Here is a 17,773-nt window from a genome sequence, read left to right on the forward strand (position 1 = left end):
ATCAAAGCCACTCCACCAGCGCTTCCTGTAGCAGTTCAAGTTCATTCTCGGCTTTCTGACGGGCTTTTTTCTTTAAGCTCTCCATCTCTGCAGCTTTCTCAGCCACCAGCACCCTTGCCGCTGCTGCTGGGTCTTCAGCCGCTGCCACTTGATCCAGTAGCGGCTGTAACTGCAGCAAAATAGCCCGTTTCCATCCGGCTTCAGCACGCTCCAGTGCTTCTGCAGACTTCTCTTTTTTCTGTGCTGAATCTGCAGCGGAAGGCGCCACATAAGTCAGAGGACGAATCCCGACGGCAATGCGTACTTGGCTGAGCAAGGGTGCTGCCTGAGCACGTGCTTTCTCAGCACCTTTGTGCAGTATGGACTCAACGTAACCCAGATCATTCATCAACTCATGGTAACGCTGGCGCGGGCCTGACAGAGTCGCATCCAGGTATTCGAACAGTTGTTTCTTAGCATCACCCCAGGCAATACCATTTTCAAATGCCCGACGCATTTGCGCTGTTTCGGATTCATTAGCAAAACAACGGTAAAGCTGAAACAGGGTGCTGGTATCAGGATCTTTGGGCTCACCCGGTGCGCGCGAATCAGTCTTGATCAACTTGATCAGCCGGTACAGCTCATCAGGGCTGGAAAACAACGGCAGCGTATTGTCATAACTCTTGGACATTTTTCGTCCATCCAACCCGGGAATCAACTGGGTTTCTTCATCGACCTGGGCTTCCGGCAAGGTCAGTAGTGACCCAAATTGATGATTAAAGCGCCCAGCGATATCCCGTGCCATTTCTATATGCTGTATCTGATCTTTACCCACCGGAATAATATCGGCATTAAACATCAGAATATCGGCAGCCATCAACACTGGGTAGTTGAACAACCCCATGGTCACACCATCATCCAGATCGTCTTTGCCAGCCTCACGATTGGCATCCACGGCTGCCTTGTAAGCATGCGCACGGTTCATCAACCCTTTCGAAGTCTGGCAGGTGAGTATCCAGGTCAACTCCTGAATTTCAGGAATATCAGTTTGACGGTAAAAGGTGGCCTTATCCGTATCCAGCCCCAACGCCAGCCAGGTAGCCGCTATGGCACGGGTCGACTCAGCCACCCGCTGTGGCTCTTGGCATTTGATTAAGGCGTGATAGTCGGCCAGAAAAAAATAGCTGTTATACTCAGGGTTGCAGCTAGCATCAATGGCTGGCTTGATCGCACCCAGATAATTACCGATATGCGGAATACCGGTCGTAGTAATACCGGTTAAAACTGTTTTTTTACCCATGACAGACCCGTGACACATGACTTAAGTTTAGGTTGCTAAGCATACACGAAAGGCGTTTAAGGGTTAACCAGCGCTTTGACAAAGTCATTGCTCTAGCCAAAACTTACTGTAAAAATAAACTGGTATAAATTCACCGGAGGTGAATATGGATACGTCTACGCATACAATTAATACCTTGTTCGAACAGCTTGGGCTGGCATCAACGGATGCCCACATAGATCAGTTCATCAACACCCACAAACTTTTCTCCGACAAGGTGAAGCTGGAAGATGCCACTTTTTGGAATGAGGCACAGGCCGTATTCCTTCGCGATGCCATCGCCAATGACTCTGACTGGGCTGAAGTAGTTGATGAGTTGAACACCCGTTTGCGTGGCTGATACGGACGCAAATCTTTAACTGACACAGGAATCTATCTGCCACTATGCTGATATTGATATCACCAGCGAAAACACTGGATTTTGACTCAAAGCCCGTTACCGAGCAAACTTCTGTGCCGGAATTTACTGACGATGCTAAACAGCTCATTGCCCAACTTCGGGACTACTCTGTTCAGGATATTGCCCAGTTAATGAAACTGAGCGATAAACTGGCCAGCCTGAATGTTGCCCGCTATGAAAGCTGGGAAGCCGAGCATACAACTGATAATGCGCGTCAGGCGATACTGGCATTCAAAGGTGATGTTTATACCGGCCTGGATGCAGAGAGTCTGTCTGACAAGGATTTTGCCTTCGCTCAGCAACACTTGCGCATTTTGTCTGGGCTTTATGGGGTGTTAAAACCCCTGGATCTGATGCAGCCTTACCGATTGGAGATGGGCACTCGGTTGAAAACAAACCAGGGCAACAATCTGTATGATTTCTGGGGAGATCGACTCACCGATCACCTGAATGCAGAAGCCACTCAGGCTAGTGATCCGCTGATTATCAACCTGGCATCGAATGAGTACTTTGGGGCCATTAATAAAAAGCGCTTGAAGGGTCAGCTTGTCTCCCCGGTATTCAAAGACTGGAAAAACGGACAGTATAAAATCATCAGCTTTTACGCCAAAAAAGCACGTGGTTTGATGAGCCGTTTTTTGATTCAACAGCAGATAGAGTCAGTGGAAGCCTTGTTGAAGTTTGATCTGGATGGCTACTACTACAGCCCGAAAGACTCCAGCCCTGATTCACCGGTATTTTTGCGCGATCATAGCTGATTACATCAAAACAGGCAGCCAAACTCTTGGTCAGTGGCTGCCTGCTAGCATTTAGGAGGGCTGCTCTATACCGACAATCATCCAATTACCCGACTGCGCATCCACACGCCGCTCAAGATGCCAGATCTCACTGAACTCAGTGGTATCACCGTTACCTTCTTCCCGCAGCCAACCATAAAAATTCACACTGGCAATCACATAATCACCCTTGTCGATAAAGTTGATCAGTTCTGCCATCACCGAGACCACTTCTGTGTGCTGATCATGTGCCAGACCGGCACGCTCCTGCTGCAGCAACAGCAGCATTTCATCAGAAGTATAAGTGGCAATTTCTTCCCAGTCCCGCTGATCCCAGACACGCTGCAGGTGGGTAAAGTGCTTCCGGGCAGCCTGCAGAAAAGCATCCTGATCAAACCATTCCGGTAGATCAAGAGGTTCCATCATATAGCCTGTAGCCAGACCAGACACAGGAGGTTCCGGCATAAACCCGCTGCGCGACATGGATGCTTGAGTCTGTCCATCATCCAAAGCAGTTGATGTACCCGACCCGGCATAGGCCCCGCGATGATGGCTAGACCCACCCCGCAGTCCTTTCAAAAATTTGAAAATCAAAAAACCGAATCCGGCTATCAGCAGAATGTCCATTAACTGCACACCATCAAAGGCTCCACCCATAAATAAAGCCGCAAGTAACCCTCCGGCAAGCAGCCCTCCCATCAGCCCACCTATTCCGGGACGCGTAACCTGCTGGCTCGGCGCGCCCTCCTGGCGTTGCTGCTGTACAGGCGGAGAAGCCTGACGCTGAGGAGCAGAGAATAACTTTCCACCACTGATGCCACCACCAAAACGTTTGGCTTCCGCATTCACAGGCAATAGAAATAATCCCAGCAGAAGAGCGATAACAGGAAGTGTAAAACGGCTCATCAGCACCTCACTTTACATGCACTTATTTCATAGATTCTAATATAATTATTATGGGCAAATATAAGGGGAAATACGACTAATTGATAGTCTTGACTTTATGGTAGCAATAATCCAATCACATCACTCATCTGCATGCCATTTTCGTAGCATACGGGCCAACAGGTTATTACCTGCATCGTTGCCCGTCACAGCATAGTGCAGCATATTGTAATTATTTAAATGCCATTCCATCTTGCGCCCTGCCTCAGCACGGCCGCAAAATAATACTCTGTCACCCGGTTGTAATGCGTGCAGCTCACCGGGTAAATAATCCAGGCTATCCCCCTGCTGCAACAGCAGTGGAATGCAATCAAGCATTGCTTGTCGGTTATGCGGATTTTTCATCACGTATTTTAATTCCAAGCGTCCCTTAGCCGCTATAAAATTGCACACGGCAGGCGCTTTGGCTTCATTAACAATCACTTCCCATATTTCCAGACGCTCATCGCCGACACTGCGATTCAAACGATTCAGCAAGGTATGAGCCCAAACATCGGGTTGTTGCAGCAGATGTTCAATAAAAACCATCAACAGGTTTGAGCGGCTGTGGGCCATAATGCGACTGGCAATAACAGCCCCCGACTTCATCACAAAATCACAGTTTGCATGTTGGAACACCCGTTCGTTTGAGTGTCGGTTCTGACTCACCACGCAAGTCAGCTCTGGATTGAGCTCGCGCGCGGTCATGATAATAGAAAGATTGTCGGCATCATTGGCTGTGCCAGCCACAATACCCACGGCAGTTTCCACCCTGGCTTGACGCAAGGTGCTGGCTTCCGTCCCGACACCCACAACAATATCGTCAAGCGCATCAAGCTGTTGGGCATCAGGCTCTATCACAGTAATAGCAACCCCCACCTGCACCAAAGCCTGATAAAGAGCCTGCCCGTAATGTCCATAACCACAGATAATCCAGCGGCCCTGACGCGACTTATACAGGCTGGATAAGGCGCGGTGCTGCGGGTTGGTCAGCCAGTCAAAGACCAGATGTTTTTTCGGCGAACTCACCGCCAGCGCCAGATACTCAGCATAAACTTTAAATGGATCAACAATCAGATCCGTCCCGAATGAAGCCAGGTTGGCGGCATGCAAAGCTGATTGAGTGCGACTGAACACCTGTCGCTTGGGGTATTGCAGCTTACTGGCAATGGCAATCGACAAATTGGCATTGTCACTGTTAGTTAATGCCATCACCCCCTGACAACAGGGATGCCGGATACCGGCATATTCAAGATTATCTGGTTTAGAAGCATCAGCACAAAGCACTGGCACAGACACCAGCGCATTCTCAAGCTCCAGACTGTCGACCCTGGACTGATTAATATCCACAACGACTGACCGGATCCCCTGAGCGGCCAATTCCCGGACAACCAGACTACCGGTAACACCATAGCCGCAAATCAGCCAGAACGACTCATCAAATGCATTCACTTCTTTAATGAAGCGACGCAAGCGCAGCAGACGCAAAAACGCGGCTTCCTGAAAAATCTGCAAGGTGGCACCAATTGCATACAACCAGGCCGAAACAGATAAATACATGCTGACCATCGCCCACATACGCTGGGCATTGGTAAAGACATAAGGCACTTCACCAAAACCGATCGTCGTTGCCATGTAAGACACAAAGTAAAAAGCATGAAAGAAACCCATGCGCCAAGGCTCACCCTGATCATCCTGCCCCGGAATCAGTACGAAACCCGCGATGGTAATTGCATAGACTATTATCAATATAATCAGCGGCGTACGCAGTCGACGTAAAACCAGATAGAGAATATTATTCTGCATGATCAGCGGCGCACAATCACAGTTTCGACCATCAGCAGTATGACCGATACCACATTGGCAATCAGTGCGCCGGCAGCAAAAGAGACCATACTGGCGGTAATGGAAGGTGTCATACCCCCTTCATGAATATTCACGCCATAACCCCAGATAAAGGCCGCAATCAATAACTGCAGATCCGCTACCAGGCTGGTAGACAGCATCAATGCACCAAGATGGGTGCGATCCCCGAACTTAAGCACCGTACAAACCAGACTGACAACCAGCGCTGCAAACAACTCCCAGACATCATGATGATTTATATTATCAACTTCACCCACAAAAAAGCCGAAATTTAATGTCAGCGCCAGTATAATAAAGAATGCAAAAATCACTTTTTCCCGGTTCATAGAACTACTTCCGTGACAGAGTGTAATTAGGGACAGCCGGTAGTCGGGAACTATACGACTACCGGCCAGTCTTATCGTATATCAACTTCAGCCTTCAAAGACTTACAGGTATCTTATGCCAGGGGTTACAGGATTCAAAATGCTCCGCGTTGTTTTTTTATTGTTTCTGATCAGCTTTTCCGGTTTTGTTCCAGCTCAGGTTATCCAAAGCCCCTATGACACCCGGTCACTTGAAACCTTTATCTTACCCAACCAACTGAAAGTATTATTAATTTCCGATCCAGAAGCTGAAAAGGCGGCCGCATCAATGGACGTTGCTGTCGGCTCGGGTGCTAACCCGGTAGAAATTCCCGGTCTGGCGCACTTCCTGGAGCACATGCTGTTTCTGGGCTCAGAAAAATACCCGGAAGCTGATAGCTATCAGTCGTATATCAGCGCCAACGGTGGATCACACAATGCTTTCACCGCTTATGAAAACACCAATTATTTTTTTGATGTGCGTCCCGAAGCATTCGCAGGTGCTCTGGATAGGTTTTCACGCTTTTTTATCGACCCGTTATTTACTGCAGACTATGTGCAACGTGAGCGTCACGCAGTTGACTCTGAATTTCAGGCCAAGCGCCGGGACGATAGCCGTCGCGTACATGAAGTCACCAAACAGGTCATGAATGCAGAACATGGTTGGAGCAACTTTGCTGTAGGCGATTTACGTTCCCTGTCAGACAGTGAAAACCTTCAGATACGCGACGCGCTGATCGATTTTTACCAGCAGTACTACTCAGCCAATCTGATGAGCCTGGTTGTCAGTGGTCCGCAATCCCTGGACGAGTTGCGCGGACTGGTGGAAATGCGCTTCAGTGATATTGCCAATTTCCAGGCCGAGCCCTATGTCGATAAAGCGCCCTTGTTTTCTGAAGAGCAACTGCCTTTACAACTTGAAATACAGACTCTGCGTCAACAACGTACCCTATCACTAACCTTTCCGGTTGCGCCAACTCGTGAACATTGGCGGAGTAAACCTCTGTACTTTATTGGCAGTCTACTGGGTTATGAGGGAAAAGGCAGTCTATTCAGCCTGTTGAAATCACAACAACTGGCAACCGGCGTATCAGCCTATACTGCCATTGATCTTCCCGGCCAGGCCAGCTTTCAGGTCAATATCGAGCTAACCGATGACGGCCTCGATCAGATAGATCGCATTACTACGCTGTTCTTTGGCTATGTCAATTTACTACGGCAACAGGGCCTTAATGCCAGCCTTTACCAGGAAGAAAGTGAACTGGCGGCGCTGCAGTTTCAGTTCCGCGACCAACCTCAGCCCATTCATGAAGTGATGATGCTGGCTCAAATGCAGCAGCGCTATCCAGCCGAAAACCTGTTGAATGCAAACTATCTGCTGGAAAGTTTTGAGCCAGCACTCATTGATAGCTACTTGCAGCAACTTACCCCCGACAATCTTCTGTTAACCCTGCAACACCCGCAGGTCACGCCGGAGCTGACCGAGACGCGTTATAATGCCGGTTACCGCTTTGCCTCTATTGATGCACAGCGCTTGAGTCTTTGGCAGGAAGCCGACCCGGATACCGATCTGCAATTGCGCCAGCTGAATCCGTTTATTCCCGATTCTCTGGCTTTAACAGAACGTGATGATCCGGCTAGCGACTTACCTATAGCCCTGCGCGATGAACCCGGTTTCAGCCTGTGGTATCAACAGGATCAACAGTTCCAGCGCCCCCGTGCTGATGTGTATTTTGCCTTCATGACCCATTTGGCACTGGCCAGTGCAGAAAACGCCGTTATGCTGGAACTTTACACCCGAGTACTCAACGATCAGATGAATGAAATGCTCTATGATGCATCGTTAGCTGGCCTGAATGTGTCACTCTACCCACACCTGCGCGGCTTCTCGCTGCAAATTTCCGGTTACAATGATAAACAGCCCCTGCTGCTGGACGCCCTGCTGCAGGAGATGCAGCACCCTGAAATCACTCCGGCCAGATTTGAGCGGGTACGTCAGCAACTTGAAGAACGCCTGATCAATCAACGCCAGGAGGGGCCTTATCAGCTAGCCATGCAACAGCTCTTCACAGCTCTCATGTCGCGCTGGAGCACAGAAGACCGATTGGCGGCCCTGGAAAACGTAACCCCCGAACAACTGCAGCAGTTTCTCTCAGAGCTGTTTACCGAGGCCGAAGTACGCCTACTGGCACATGGTAATATAACCGCAGATACCGCCCTGAACATGAGTCAGCAGATTCAGTCTCAACTATTATCAGATACGCGTTCGGTAACCGGTATCCGGGTGCCTGTTGTAGAAATCCCATTAAACACACCACTTACCGATACACTGAAACTGGCGCATAACGACGCCACGTTGGTTCGCTATCTGCAAGCCAGTGATCGAAGTCTGGAAAATCGAGCGGCTGTTGCGCTATTGAATGAGATTATTTCTACCCCGTTTTATTCACGTTTACGCACGGATATGCAACTGGGCTATATCGTATTTGCCAATTACCTACCGATGGTGGATGTACCCGGCCTGGCTCTTATTGTGCAATCACCGATGGCTGACCCCATTCAACTGGAAACGCATTTTGATAATTTCCTGATTGCTATGCACAGCCAGCTGCAAGAATTGAGTGATGAACAGTTAGACGATTTTCGTCAGAGCTTGCGCTCACGATTGCTACAACCTGATACCAAGTTGTCTGAGCGCTCTCAGCGCTATTGGCGGGAATTGGACCGTGATGGCGCCTTCACAACCCATCAACAGATTGCTGAGCAGGTTTCTGAAATCAGCCGTGATGACCTGATAACGTTACTGGCAGAGTTGCAAACCCGGCAATATCAGATCCGCAGCTTTGGAAGTTTACTTCCCGAAGGTGATGCTGTGCCGATAATTCCGGATCTCAGTGGCTATCAAAGCCTGCAACAACAACGTAGCGAAAGCCATTTCCACTGATTAGTCGAACAATACATTCAAATCAGGTGTAAACGACTCTTCCAGCAGCCTGAACCGTTCCTCCGGTTCAGGCTCTGTTTCCATTGCCTCCAGACGTCGATAAAAATTGGACGCACCAAGCATGTCTTCACCGACTGTCTGTCCACTTTCCGTTTCAAAGGTCAACTCACCGCTAAAACCGACGTCCGGATCGCAATCCTGGCTCAGCCCTAACGCAAAACACTGCTGCTCACGAACATCAGAGGTAATTTCTGAAAAGATACGATCTTCGCCGGTCAGCGGGGGTGGCTCTTCGGGCTGGTTAAACATCTCCTGGACTTCATAGACCTCATCAGGCTCTGAGTACATGATGACTACAGGTTCCAGGGGTTCAGCAGGTTCAGACGGATAAACTTCCAACATGGGCTCAGGATCATAGTACCCTCTTTCACGCCCTTCAAATACATCCCGGGCATGAAAACGTCCGCCCTCATAAGCATCTGGTTTTATCACACTATAATCTGGAGATTCATTTGCCAGAGCGGCCAATGGCATGAGCCCCACCAGACACCACAGACAGAAATTTCTCACCGGTCAGAACTCCATCGGATAGATAGATTCAGCATACATAGCCAGATCCTCAAGTATCTGTTGCTCCATTGATGTTAGCTCACGTTCACTAGCAATACGATTCAGCTCATCAAACAACCCGGTCATGGTCAGACAGTCATCATTATCGGGTCCGAGCAATTGTCGACTGCGATACTCATCCCATTGCTGCTGCTCATCTTCGGTAAGGCTAAAGGGAAAATTACGTGCTTTATAGCGCAACAAAAGCTCCGGTAAACGCTGATCCTGAAAGGGCAGCTTCAATCCAGCCAGTAACTCTGGAGGTGTCTGTCGCACCTCTTCCATCAGATGCCGATCTGAATCACTGAAGAAGCCTCCACTATAGAGCATATGATCCGGGTTCTTTTCGGCATTAAATGCGGACTCAGCGTAAACTGCCTGTAATTTCTCCTGCCACACAGCACGACTGTCACGCAGCATGGCCAGGTGCTGCCGACACAGCTCACCGGAAATGCTAAGTCGCTGCGCTTCTGCCGGACTGAGCATTGTGGCCGGTGCAAGTACTGGGCAACGGTTAGCATGCACCAGTTTCAGCGCCACTCGGGGCGCATCAGCAGGCTGTTCATCCTGACGGGTGTATAGACCTGCACGGAGTTGTTCAACCGTGAGATCAAGCAAGGGCGCTGGGTTGTGGCGCAGATCCCAGACAATCACGGCATTGCTGTTGATCGGGTGCTGTGCCAAGGGAGCTATTGCGGCCAGATTGCCCTGCTCTACCGGGTAGCGTGAAGAGACATGTAGCACCGGCTTCATCGACTGCGTGTCCAGCATCTGCCGCACCGCTTGCTTGGAGCGCTGGGAAAAAACAAACTCAAACAGCTTGGGTTGCTTTTCCTTAACCAGCTTTGCCAGCGCCAGTGTCGCCCAGACATCCGACAGCGCATCGTGAGCCTGGTCATGTACCAGCCCGTTAGCGCGACTGAGGTCCTCAAGCCGCAGGCTGGGGGCACCTGATTCATAGGTTGGCCAGACAATACCATCCGGACGCAGTGCTCGTGCCAGACGCAACATATCGATGATATCCCAGCGAGAGCAGCCATTCTGCCATTCACGTGCGTAGGGATCAAAAAAGTTGCGATAGAGCGTATAGCGCGTCACTTCATCATCAAAACGCAGACTGTTATAGCCCACAGCACAAGTCCCGGGCTGGGATAATTCAGCATGAATGCGACTGATGAACTCTGCCTCACACACCCCTTCTGCCATAGCCTTTTGCGGGGTGATGCCGGTGATGAGAGACGCCATGGGATGTGGCAGAAAATCATCGGCAGGTGCACAGTAAAGCACCAGTGGCTCACCTATTACATTGAAATCCATATCGGTGCGTACACCAGCAAACTGCATAGGTCGGTCACGCTTGGGATCCGTACCAGAGGTTTCATAATCATGCCAAAAAAAGCTACCCGCTTGTGCCTGCGCCATCTCACCATCTCATGCTATAGTCGATTATCCGTAACGTTCATACGGCTTTGCTACCGTGTTATGCTGAAGAGTATCAGTTAATAATCCGGGGATCATCCTATGTTGCAGGATCAAACCAGCAGCGATCAACTCTGCCCGTGTGAATCGGGTAAACCTTTCAACTTTTGTTGCGCACCTGCCATTAACGGCAGTCGACCAGCCAAATCGGCTGAAGCGCTGATGCGTTCACGTTATTCTGCTTTTTTTGTCGGTGCAGTTGATTATCTTATCGACTCCACTGCACCAGAAACTCGTCGTGAAGAAGATCGCGAACTACTGGTGGAACAAACACAGATTACCAACTGGACCCAACTGACTATTCTTGAGACTCAGGCTGGCCAACCGCAGGACACAGAAGGCGAAGTTTGCTTTGAGGCACACTTTGAAAGTCCTGATGGCAATGGAATACTCCGGGAAACCTCGCGTTTTCGCCAGGATAGTGGCCGCTGGTACTACGTTGATGGTGACTTGGAACTCATCCCCACCTGAGGTTTTTTTCTGGTTAAGAAGTATTCAAAGTGGCCGATAACCTCAAAATCGACTGAGGTTATCACCATGCGTATTGAATCGTCTTCTTTGCAGTTCACATCATCACACCAGGCGCAAAGCCGCTATCAACGCAATGAGCAGCTGCATGTCAGCCTTCCGGATCGCTCAACAGGGCACATGACTGAGTTGAGCTACTCCAGCCAAAAGAGCGTTGAAACTGCTCAACTCATGACCTATAACGAGCTGCGTAGCCAAGCTGGAAATCCAGCATTGGCAGTCAAAGCTGACCGCTTATCAGCACAAGTCGAGGCCGCCAATGAACGCAATCAAACAGCGGCCAATGACGCCTCGGCAGGGATTAGTCACAGCGCTGAGGATGGTGATATTCTGGTGCTCTCAGCAGAAGATAGGTTACGTATTTCGTTAATTCAGTCTCTGATTCGCAATCTGACCGGTAAGGATATTGAATTTTCCATCATTGACCTGCGCCTGCCAAAACAGTCCACTGTTGAGGCCCAGCCAGTACAGCCGACACAACCGGTTACAGCGACGATTCAACCCTTGGAAGTGCCAGTTCAAGCCAGTCTGGACTATCAGGTATCAGAAAGCTTTTATCAGCAGGAGCAAACTGCTTTTCAGGCCACTGGGCAGGTCACCAGCACCGATGGCAAACAGATTCAGATCGACATTTCCGTGAATATGAGTCGTGAATTACTTCAGCACCGGGAATTTTCACTGCAACTGGGCGGCGCCCTCAAAGATCCTCTGGTCATTAGTTTTGATGGCAAAGCCGCCGAACTCAGCCAAGAACGCTTTGAGTTTGACTTAACGCTGGATGGTCAGCAAGAACTGATTCCAAAACTGGCAGGTAATGCGGCATTTTTGGCACTTGACCGTAATGGTGACGCTCATATCAACGATGGTAGCGAGCTTTTTGGGGCCACCACAGGTGATGGCTTTGCCGAACTGGCAGAACATGACGACGACGGTAATGGCTGGATCGATGAAAATGATGCTATCTTTGAGCACCTGCAACTCTGGCTAAAACCCGGAGAAGGTAACAGCCAACAACTGATCAGCCTGAAAGATGCTGGGTTAGGTGCCATTTATCTGGGTAATGCGGACACACCGTTTACCCTGAACGGCTCACTAGGTGAAGAGCGCCTCGGCGTAATCCGCTCCAGCGGTATCTACCTGTCAGAGCAAGGGAAAGCAGGCTTGATTCAGCAGGTTGACTTGAGCGTTTGAAAAACTATTTCATCATACGCTGCAATCAAGGCTTTTATTGCGGCACCTGCCACCGGTAGAATAGTCCGCCTTAGCATTAGCTTGGCATACTTAAGGATTGCTGGACTTAACGTCCGGTTACGGTGATTGATGTTTGTAGACCTGTTAAAACCCAGATGGCGTCATCCGAGTGCTGCTGTTCGCAGCATCGCGGCAACAAAACTCAACCCCAACAAGAAATCTGATGCCGGAAAACTCAGGCAGCTTGCCTACCATGATCCGGACCCTAAAGTCAGAACCGTTGCCATAACACGCCTTACAGATCAGCAGCTTCTAATTCAACTGCTTGAACAAGATACTGACCCGGCACAAGCCGAACTGGCAGCATCCAGACTTATCGCGTTATCAGAACAAGGTATTATAAACACCAGTCAATTTGAAACTGTGCAGAACGAAGCAGCCCTCAGCCTGCTAATCTGTCACAGCCAGAGTGAACGGCTGCACCATGCACTCCTCCCTCGCATACACAATGAAGTCTTTCTGGCTGACATTGCCATGCGCGCCCCACTGACGGCAACGCGTCAATTGGCTGCGACTCAGTTAGCTGATACAGACTGTCTTGAAAAAGTACGCCACTTTGCAAAAGATCATGATAAGGCGGTTTATCGCATTACCCGTGATATACACAAGCGCAGCCAACAGATCCAGGCAGAACAGCAGGCTATTTTGCAACAGCGCCAGCTGCTACTGGATAACTTACACGCCTTAATCAATAGCACAGACAGACAACATTTCGGTGCTCGTTTTCAAGCCCTGCAAAGCCAGTGGAATGATCTGTCAGGTCATCAACCCCTTGACATTGCTGAAACCTACCAGCAGTTGGTTCATCAGGCTGAAACAATTTTGCAACAGCAGCATATCGAGCAGGCTGCCCTGGCTCATGCTGAAGCTGTTCGTGCTGAGGCCACAAGACAGTTAGGCCTATGTCAGGATCTACTCACTGAACTGCTAGCACAACTGACCGAGAATTCACTTGAACAAAACAAGTCACAACACTACCTGACCCAGTTAGACAACGAAGCACAACGCCTCATGGCAGATCACGCTGATCAACTGACACAGGCTGAGCGCCATGAGGCGAACAAGCTAGTCACCATCATCGATGCCTGCCGGATGCTGCAACAGCAGAGCATGCATTTTCGCAGCCTGGTGGAGCAAGGTAACGCAGCCAATGACCTGAATGCGTTGCAAGAGAGCCATAAAGCCATCAAGCAGGCACTAAAACTGCACTCCTGGCCAACGGCTCTACAGGCATCTCTGGATCTCAAACAACTGACAGCTATTGGGCAACAGACTGAAAAACGCCTGCAACAACTAAAACAGCAGGATAAGGCCGCACTGGCTGCAATAGAAGATCAGTTGAACCTGCTGGATAGTCATATCAACCAAGGTGAAACCCAGAAGGCACAAGAGCAACTTGAGCGACTTAACAAGCAGATTAAACATCTACACTTAACCGAATCGTTACAACAGCAGTTTCGCAGCCTTACCGCCCAGGTCAACGAGATGACAGACTGGCAACAGTTTGCGGCTATCTCCAAGAAAGAACAGCTATGCATGGCCATGGAAGCACTGATTGACAGTGCCTTGGAACCGGTAGATCTGGCAACACAGATACGTGAATTACAACAGCAATGGAAGCAGCTTGACCAGCAATCACCAACTCCTGTCAAGCCGCTCTGGGAGCGCTTCCACGCAGCATCGCGCCAGGCTTACCAGCCCTGTGATGCTTACTACAAAGAGCTCAGTCGATTGCGTGCCTGGAATCTGTCACAGCGTGAATTAATTTGCCAACACCTGGAAACTTACTTCAGCGCCCTGGACTGGTCACAGCCCGATTGGAGAGCGCTAGAGCAGATACTGAAAAAAGCCAAGCACGAATGGCGTGAGTTTTCACCAGTTGACCGTGCACCCGGAAAACTGCTGCAGACGCGCTTTCAGCAATTGCTAGACCAGGCTGAACAGGCTCTGCAAACACACCGCAGCCACTGTGCCGCACAAAAGCAAGCACTGGTTGATGAAGCCATAGCCTTATCCCAGTCAGAGGATATAGTCGCAGCGACTGAAGGCATCAAAGCCTTGCAACAAGCCTGGAAGACCATTGGCAGCACGGCAAAACACAAGGAGCGCAAGCTCTGGGAAGCTTTTCGCTATCATGGTGATCAGGTATTTGCCCAACTCCGGGCCTTACAACAGACTGAAAACCAGGATTCAGAAGACTTCACTTCAGCTGAAGAACGGCAAACAGCCGCACGATTACTCTGCATACGTCTGGAAATACTGTTTAATCAGCCCAGTCCGGAAAGTGATCAATACTTAAGAATGGAATACCAGATGCAACGCTTACAGGAGGCGCTGGAACCCTGCTCGGATAGCGAACGTAAGATCGCAGTTCAACGGGTTATTGATGAATGGAATGAGGCAGAGTTTGGTGAACAGTTCGAAACCCTGCAACAGCGTTTCGCTAATTTACTGTCGCATAACGAGTAAGCCCCAATACGGGGCTCACTCTATCAGATTAGCCAGGCCAATCAACTCATATGCAGACCGCCATTAATTGACAGATCGGAGCCGGTGATATAACCGGAGTTTTCATCCGCCAGAAAAGCGATGGCTCGGCCAATCTCTTCCGGATTACCAAAACGCCCAACCGGTATGGTTGAGCAGATTTTAGCTTGAATATCTTCCGATATTTTCGCCACCATTGGCGTCATGATATAACCAGGTGACAGAGTATTCACAGTAACCCCCTTGGCAGCGACCTCTTGTGCCAGAGCCTTGGTAAAACCATGAATACCGGCTTTGGCAGCTGAATAGTTACACTGACCAAATTGGCCTTTCTGCGCATTAACGGAAGAAATATTGATAACGCGGCCAAAGCCTTTTTCCAGCATTGGGTTAATTACCAGACGGGTCATATGGAACATACTATCCAGGTTAGCTGACAGCACCTCATTCCATTGCTCCCAGGACATTTTCTTGAACATACCATCACGAGTGATACCGGCATTATTTACCAGAACGTCAACACTGCCACCAGTCAGTTCTTCTACCGTTTTTATGCAATCAGCACAGGAAGCCGAATTGGTCACATCACCATAAGCAACATCTATTTCGTAACCATCACGACGCTGATCTTCCTGCCAGGCTTTGGCCTTATCGTGATTGCCGCCACTGTTATAACCCGCCACGACACGAAATCCTGCATCTGCCAGGGCTCGACAAATCCAGGTTCCCAAACCGCCTGTTCCACCTGTAACCAAAGCAACTCTTTTTGTCATAGTTCACATCCCATTTACACTGTCGGTTTTATTGTTATTGCCGGTCATGGCATAGCACGAAGCATTGCACTTCATAGCGAAGACCAGCAACTCAATCTTTTGCAAGCCTTTCTCCTTAAGCATAGTCGCTCAATGATGACGGGACTAGCCTATACAGTGAAAAAATACGGTTATTCTTCCACTCTAGACAAAGGTCTAAGTTTGGCTCAGATTGATTGACTCGCATTTAACAAGTCCCTAACCTTATTGACTGCACCGAATAATTGGTCATACCAATTTACCCAAACAAGTATAATTAAACAATTAATCAAACTAGAGAAGGCTTTATGAACTCCACTCTACTCTCTTTACTGGCATTTGCGCCGTTGGTACTGGCAGCCATTCTGCTGGTCGGACTGCACTGGCCTGCCAGACGCGCCATGCCTGTGGTCTTTGTCGTTACCGCTGCGATCGCTCTCACTGCCTGGGAGATGACGTTTAACCGCGTGCTGGCATCAACGCTGCAAGGCTTAATTCTTACCGGTGCCATCCTGTGGATTATTTTCGGCGCCATCCTGCTGCTGAATACCCTCAAGCATTCCGGCGCGATTACCGCCATTCGCGGTGGGTTTTCCAATATCAGCCCGGACCGTCGTGTACAGGTGATCATTGTAGCCTGGTTATTCGGCTGCTTTATCGAAGGCGCTTCAGGTTTCGGTACCCCCGCCGCCGTGGCAGCTCCCTTACTGGTTGCACTGGGTTTCCCCGCACTCGGGGCGGTGATGGTAGGTATGATGATCCAGTCCACACCGGTTTCGTTTGGTGCGGTAGGCACGCCTATTGTTGTGGGTGTTACGGGTGGTCTGGATCGCGCTGGCATCACTGAAGCACTGGTTGCTCAGGGCTCTGACTGGGAAACTTTCTATCGTTTGATCACCTCCGAAGTCGCCATTACCCATGCGTTGATCGGGGTCGTCATGCCTCTGTTTATGGTGATGATGCTGACACGCTTCTTCGGTAGAAACCGCTCATGGCGCGAGGGTCTGGCAATGGCACCCTTTGCCCTGTTTGCCGGTATCGCTTTTGTTATTCCTTATGCCGCCGCTGGCGTGTTCCTGGGACCAGAATTCCCATCCATGATTGGTGCACTGGTTGGCTTGTTGATCGTGGTACCCGCAGCCAAAGCCGGTTTCCTGCTGCCGAAAAAGAGCTGGGATTTTGCTGCTGCCAGCGAGTGGCCAGTTGAGTGGATGGGTAATATCGAAATTAAACTCGACAGCCTGACAGCCAAAGCCCCTATGTCGGTGGGTCTGGCATGGCTTCCTTATCTGCTACTGGGTGCATTACTGGTTTTATCTCGCGTCAACGCGGATGTCAAAACCTTCTTCACCCAGAACCTGGTACTGGGCTGGCAGAATATTCTCGGTGAAGCTGGTGTATCCGGCAGCATACAGTTTCTGTATTTGCCAGGTGGCATCATGATTATGGTTGTACTGGCCACCTTCCTGTTACATCGGATGCAATTCGGTGAGTTGCGTGCGGCGGTGAGTGAGTCATCCAAAACCCTGCTGGGTGCTGGCTTTGTATTACTGTTCACCATCCCGATGGTGCGTATTCTGATCAACTCTGGCGTTAACCTGGCCGACCTGCCATCCATGCCTCGCGCCATGGCCGAACTGGTAGCCGGTAGCGTCGGTGATGTCTATCCCTTCTTTGCCGCCACAGTCGGGGCACTGGGTGCTTTCATCGCCGGTTCAAACACAGTATCCAACCTGATGATGGCTCAGTTCCAGTTTGACACAGCCCAGTTAATCGGCGTATCCAGTGCCATGCTGATCGCTGCACAGGCTGTTGGTGCCGCTGCAGGTAACATGATTGCCATCCACAACGTGGTTGCAGCATCAGCGACTGTGGGCTTGTTGGGACGTGAAGGACAAACCCTTCGCATGACCATCATTCCGACGGTCTATTATCTGATCATGGCAGGCCTGATAACCCTAATCGCGCTGCATCTGGTGGGTATCAGTGATCCATTGATGGCGCAATAGCAAGCCTGTATTACCGGGGCCATCAATGGATGGCCCCTTTTTTTAGG

The 17,773-nt window shown here is 49.9% G+C and carries 14 protein-coding genes; 7 read left to right on the forward strand and 7 right to left on the reverse strand.

What is annotated here, in order from left to right; genetic code table 11:
• Nucleotide 1: 1 nt before the first annotated feature.
• Nucleotides 2-1,279 (reverse strand): tryptophan--tRNA ligase, encoded by a 1,278-nt coding sequence (locus tag F5I99_RS13500; protein ID WP_151056830.1) that lies wholly within the window; start codon nucleotides 1,277-1,279, stop codon nucleotides 2-4.
• Nucleotides 1,280-1,424: 145 nt separating this feature from the next.
• On the opposite strand from F5I99_RS13500, the gene F5I99_RS13505 reads away from it, so the two are divergent.
• Both F5I99_RS13505 and yaaA read left to right on the forward strand, forming a co-directional pair.
• Nucleotides 1,425-1,658, forward strand: coding sequence for a DUF2789 domain-containing protein (locus F5I99_RS13505; RefSeq protein WP_151056832.1), 234 nt, complete (start codon nucleotides 1,425-1,427; stop codon nucleotides 1,656-1,658).
• A 44-nt stretch (nucleotides 1,659-1,702) separates the two neighbouring features.
• Nucleotides 1,703-2,476 (forward strand): peroxide stress protein YaaA, encoded by a 774-nt coding sequence (yaaA, locus tag F5I99_RS13510; protein ID WP_151056834.1) that lies wholly within the window; start codon nucleotides 1,703-1,705, stop codon nucleotides 2,474-2,476.
• Between the two features lie 51 nt (nucleotides 2,477-2,527).
• Here the strand turns inward: yaaA and F5I99_RS13515 are convergent, their stop codons facing one another.
• From F5I99_RS13515 to F5I99_RS13525, 3 genes are all read right to left on the reverse strand, one after another.
• Nucleotides 2,528-3,400, reverse strand: a complete 873-nt coding sequence (locus tag F5I99_RS13515; RefSeq protein ID WP_151056836.1) for a Tim44 domain-containing protein — start codon at nucleotides 3,398-3,400, stop codon at nucleotides 2,528-2,530.
• 120 nt (nucleotides 3,401-3,520) lie between these two features.
• The gene (locus F5I99_RS13520) at nucleotides 3,521-5,224 is read right to left on the reverse strand and encodes a potassium channel family protein (RefSeq protein ID WP_151056838.1); all 1,704 of its coding nucleotides are present in this window, start codon (nucleotides 5,222-5,224) and stop codon (nucleotides 3,521-3,523) included.
• 2 nt (nucleotides 5,225-5,226) lie between these two features.
• Nucleotides 5,227-5,610, reverse strand: a complete 384-nt coding sequence (locus tag F5I99_RS13525; protein ID WP_151056840.1) for a DUF6394 family protein — start codon at nucleotides 5,608-5,610, stop codon at nucleotides 5,227-5,229.
• A gap of 139 nt (nucleotides 5,611-5,749) precedes the next feature.
• Between F5I99_RS13525 and F5I99_RS13530 the strand changes: the two genes are divergently transcribed.
• A complete protein-coding gene (locus tag F5I99_RS13530) occupies nucleotides 5,750-8,572 on the forward strand; it encodes an insulinase family protein (RefSeq protein ID WP_191905854.1) in 2,823 nt (940 codons plus the stop codon).
• On the opposite strand, the gene F5I99_RS13535 is transcribed toward F5I99_RS13530, so the two are convergent.
• Both F5I99_RS13535 and sbcB read right to left on the reverse strand, forming a co-directional pair.
• Nucleotides 8,573-9,142 (reverse strand): hypothetical protein, encoded by a 570-nt coding sequence (locus F5I99_RS13535; RefSeq protein WP_225307416.1) that lies wholly within the window; start codon nucleotides 9,140-9,142, stop codon nucleotides 8,573-8,575.
• Nucleotides 9,143-9,145: 3 nt separating this feature from the next.
• Nucleotides 9,146-10,603, reverse strand: coding sequence for an exodeoxyribonuclease I (gene sbcB, locus F5I99_RS13540; protein ID WP_151056846.1), 1,458 nt, complete (start codon nucleotides 10,601-10,603; stop codon nucleotides 9,146-9,148).
• Nucleotides 10,604-10,702: 99 nt separating this feature from the next.
• On the opposite strand from sbcB, the gene F5I99_RS13545 reads away from it, so the two are divergent.
• The 3 genes from F5I99_RS13545 (at nucleotide 10,703) to F5I99_RS13555 (ending at nucleotide 14,908) form a co-directional block, all read left to right on the forward strand.
• A complete protein-coding gene (locus tag F5I99_RS13545; RefSeq protein ID WP_151056848.1) occupies nucleotides 10,703-11,131 on the forward strand; it encodes a YchJ family protein in 429 nt (142 codons plus the stop codon).
• A gap of 66 nt (nucleotides 11,132-11,197) precedes the next feature.
• The gene (locus tag F5I99_RS13550; RefSeq protein ID WP_151056850.1) at nucleotides 11,198-12,379 is read left to right on the forward strand and encodes a hypothetical protein; all 1,182 of its coding nucleotides are present in this window, start codon (nucleotides 11,198-11,200) and stop codon (nucleotides 12,377-12,379) included.
• A 129-nt stretch (nucleotides 12,380-12,508) separates the two neighbouring features.
• Nucleotides 12,509-14,908, forward strand: coding sequence for a DUF349 domain-containing protein (locus tag F5I99_RS13555; protein ID WP_151056852.1), 2,400 nt, complete (start codon nucleotides 12,509-12,511; stop codon nucleotides 14,906-14,908).
• A 41-nt stretch (nucleotides 14,909-14,949) separates the two neighbouring features.
• On the opposite strand, the gene phbB is transcribed toward F5I99_RS13555, so the two are convergent.
• Nucleotides 14,950-15,699: an acetoacetyl-CoA reductase gene (gene phbB, locus F5I99_RS13560; RefSeq protein ID WP_151056854.1), complete on the reverse strand. Its 750-nt coding sequence runs from the start codon at nucleotides 15,697-15,699 to the stop codon at nucleotides 14,950-14,952.
• Nucleotides 15,700-16,025: 326 nt separating this feature from the next.
• Here phbB and F5I99_RS13565 point away from each other — a divergent pair, with 326 nt between their 5' ends.
• Complete coding sequence (locus tag F5I99_RS13565) at nucleotides 16,026-17,726, forward strand: L-lactate permease (protein WP_151056856.1); 1,701 nt, start codon at nucleotides 16,026-16,028, stop codon at nucleotides 17,724-17,726.
• The last annotated feature ends 47 nt before the right edge of the window (nucleotides 17,727-17,773 follow it).

It is taken from the genome of Nitrincola iocasae, assembly GCF_008727795.1.
Lineage (GTDB): Bacteria > Pseudomonadota > Gammaproteobacteria > Pseudomonadales > Balneatricaceae > Nitrincola > Nitrincola iocasae.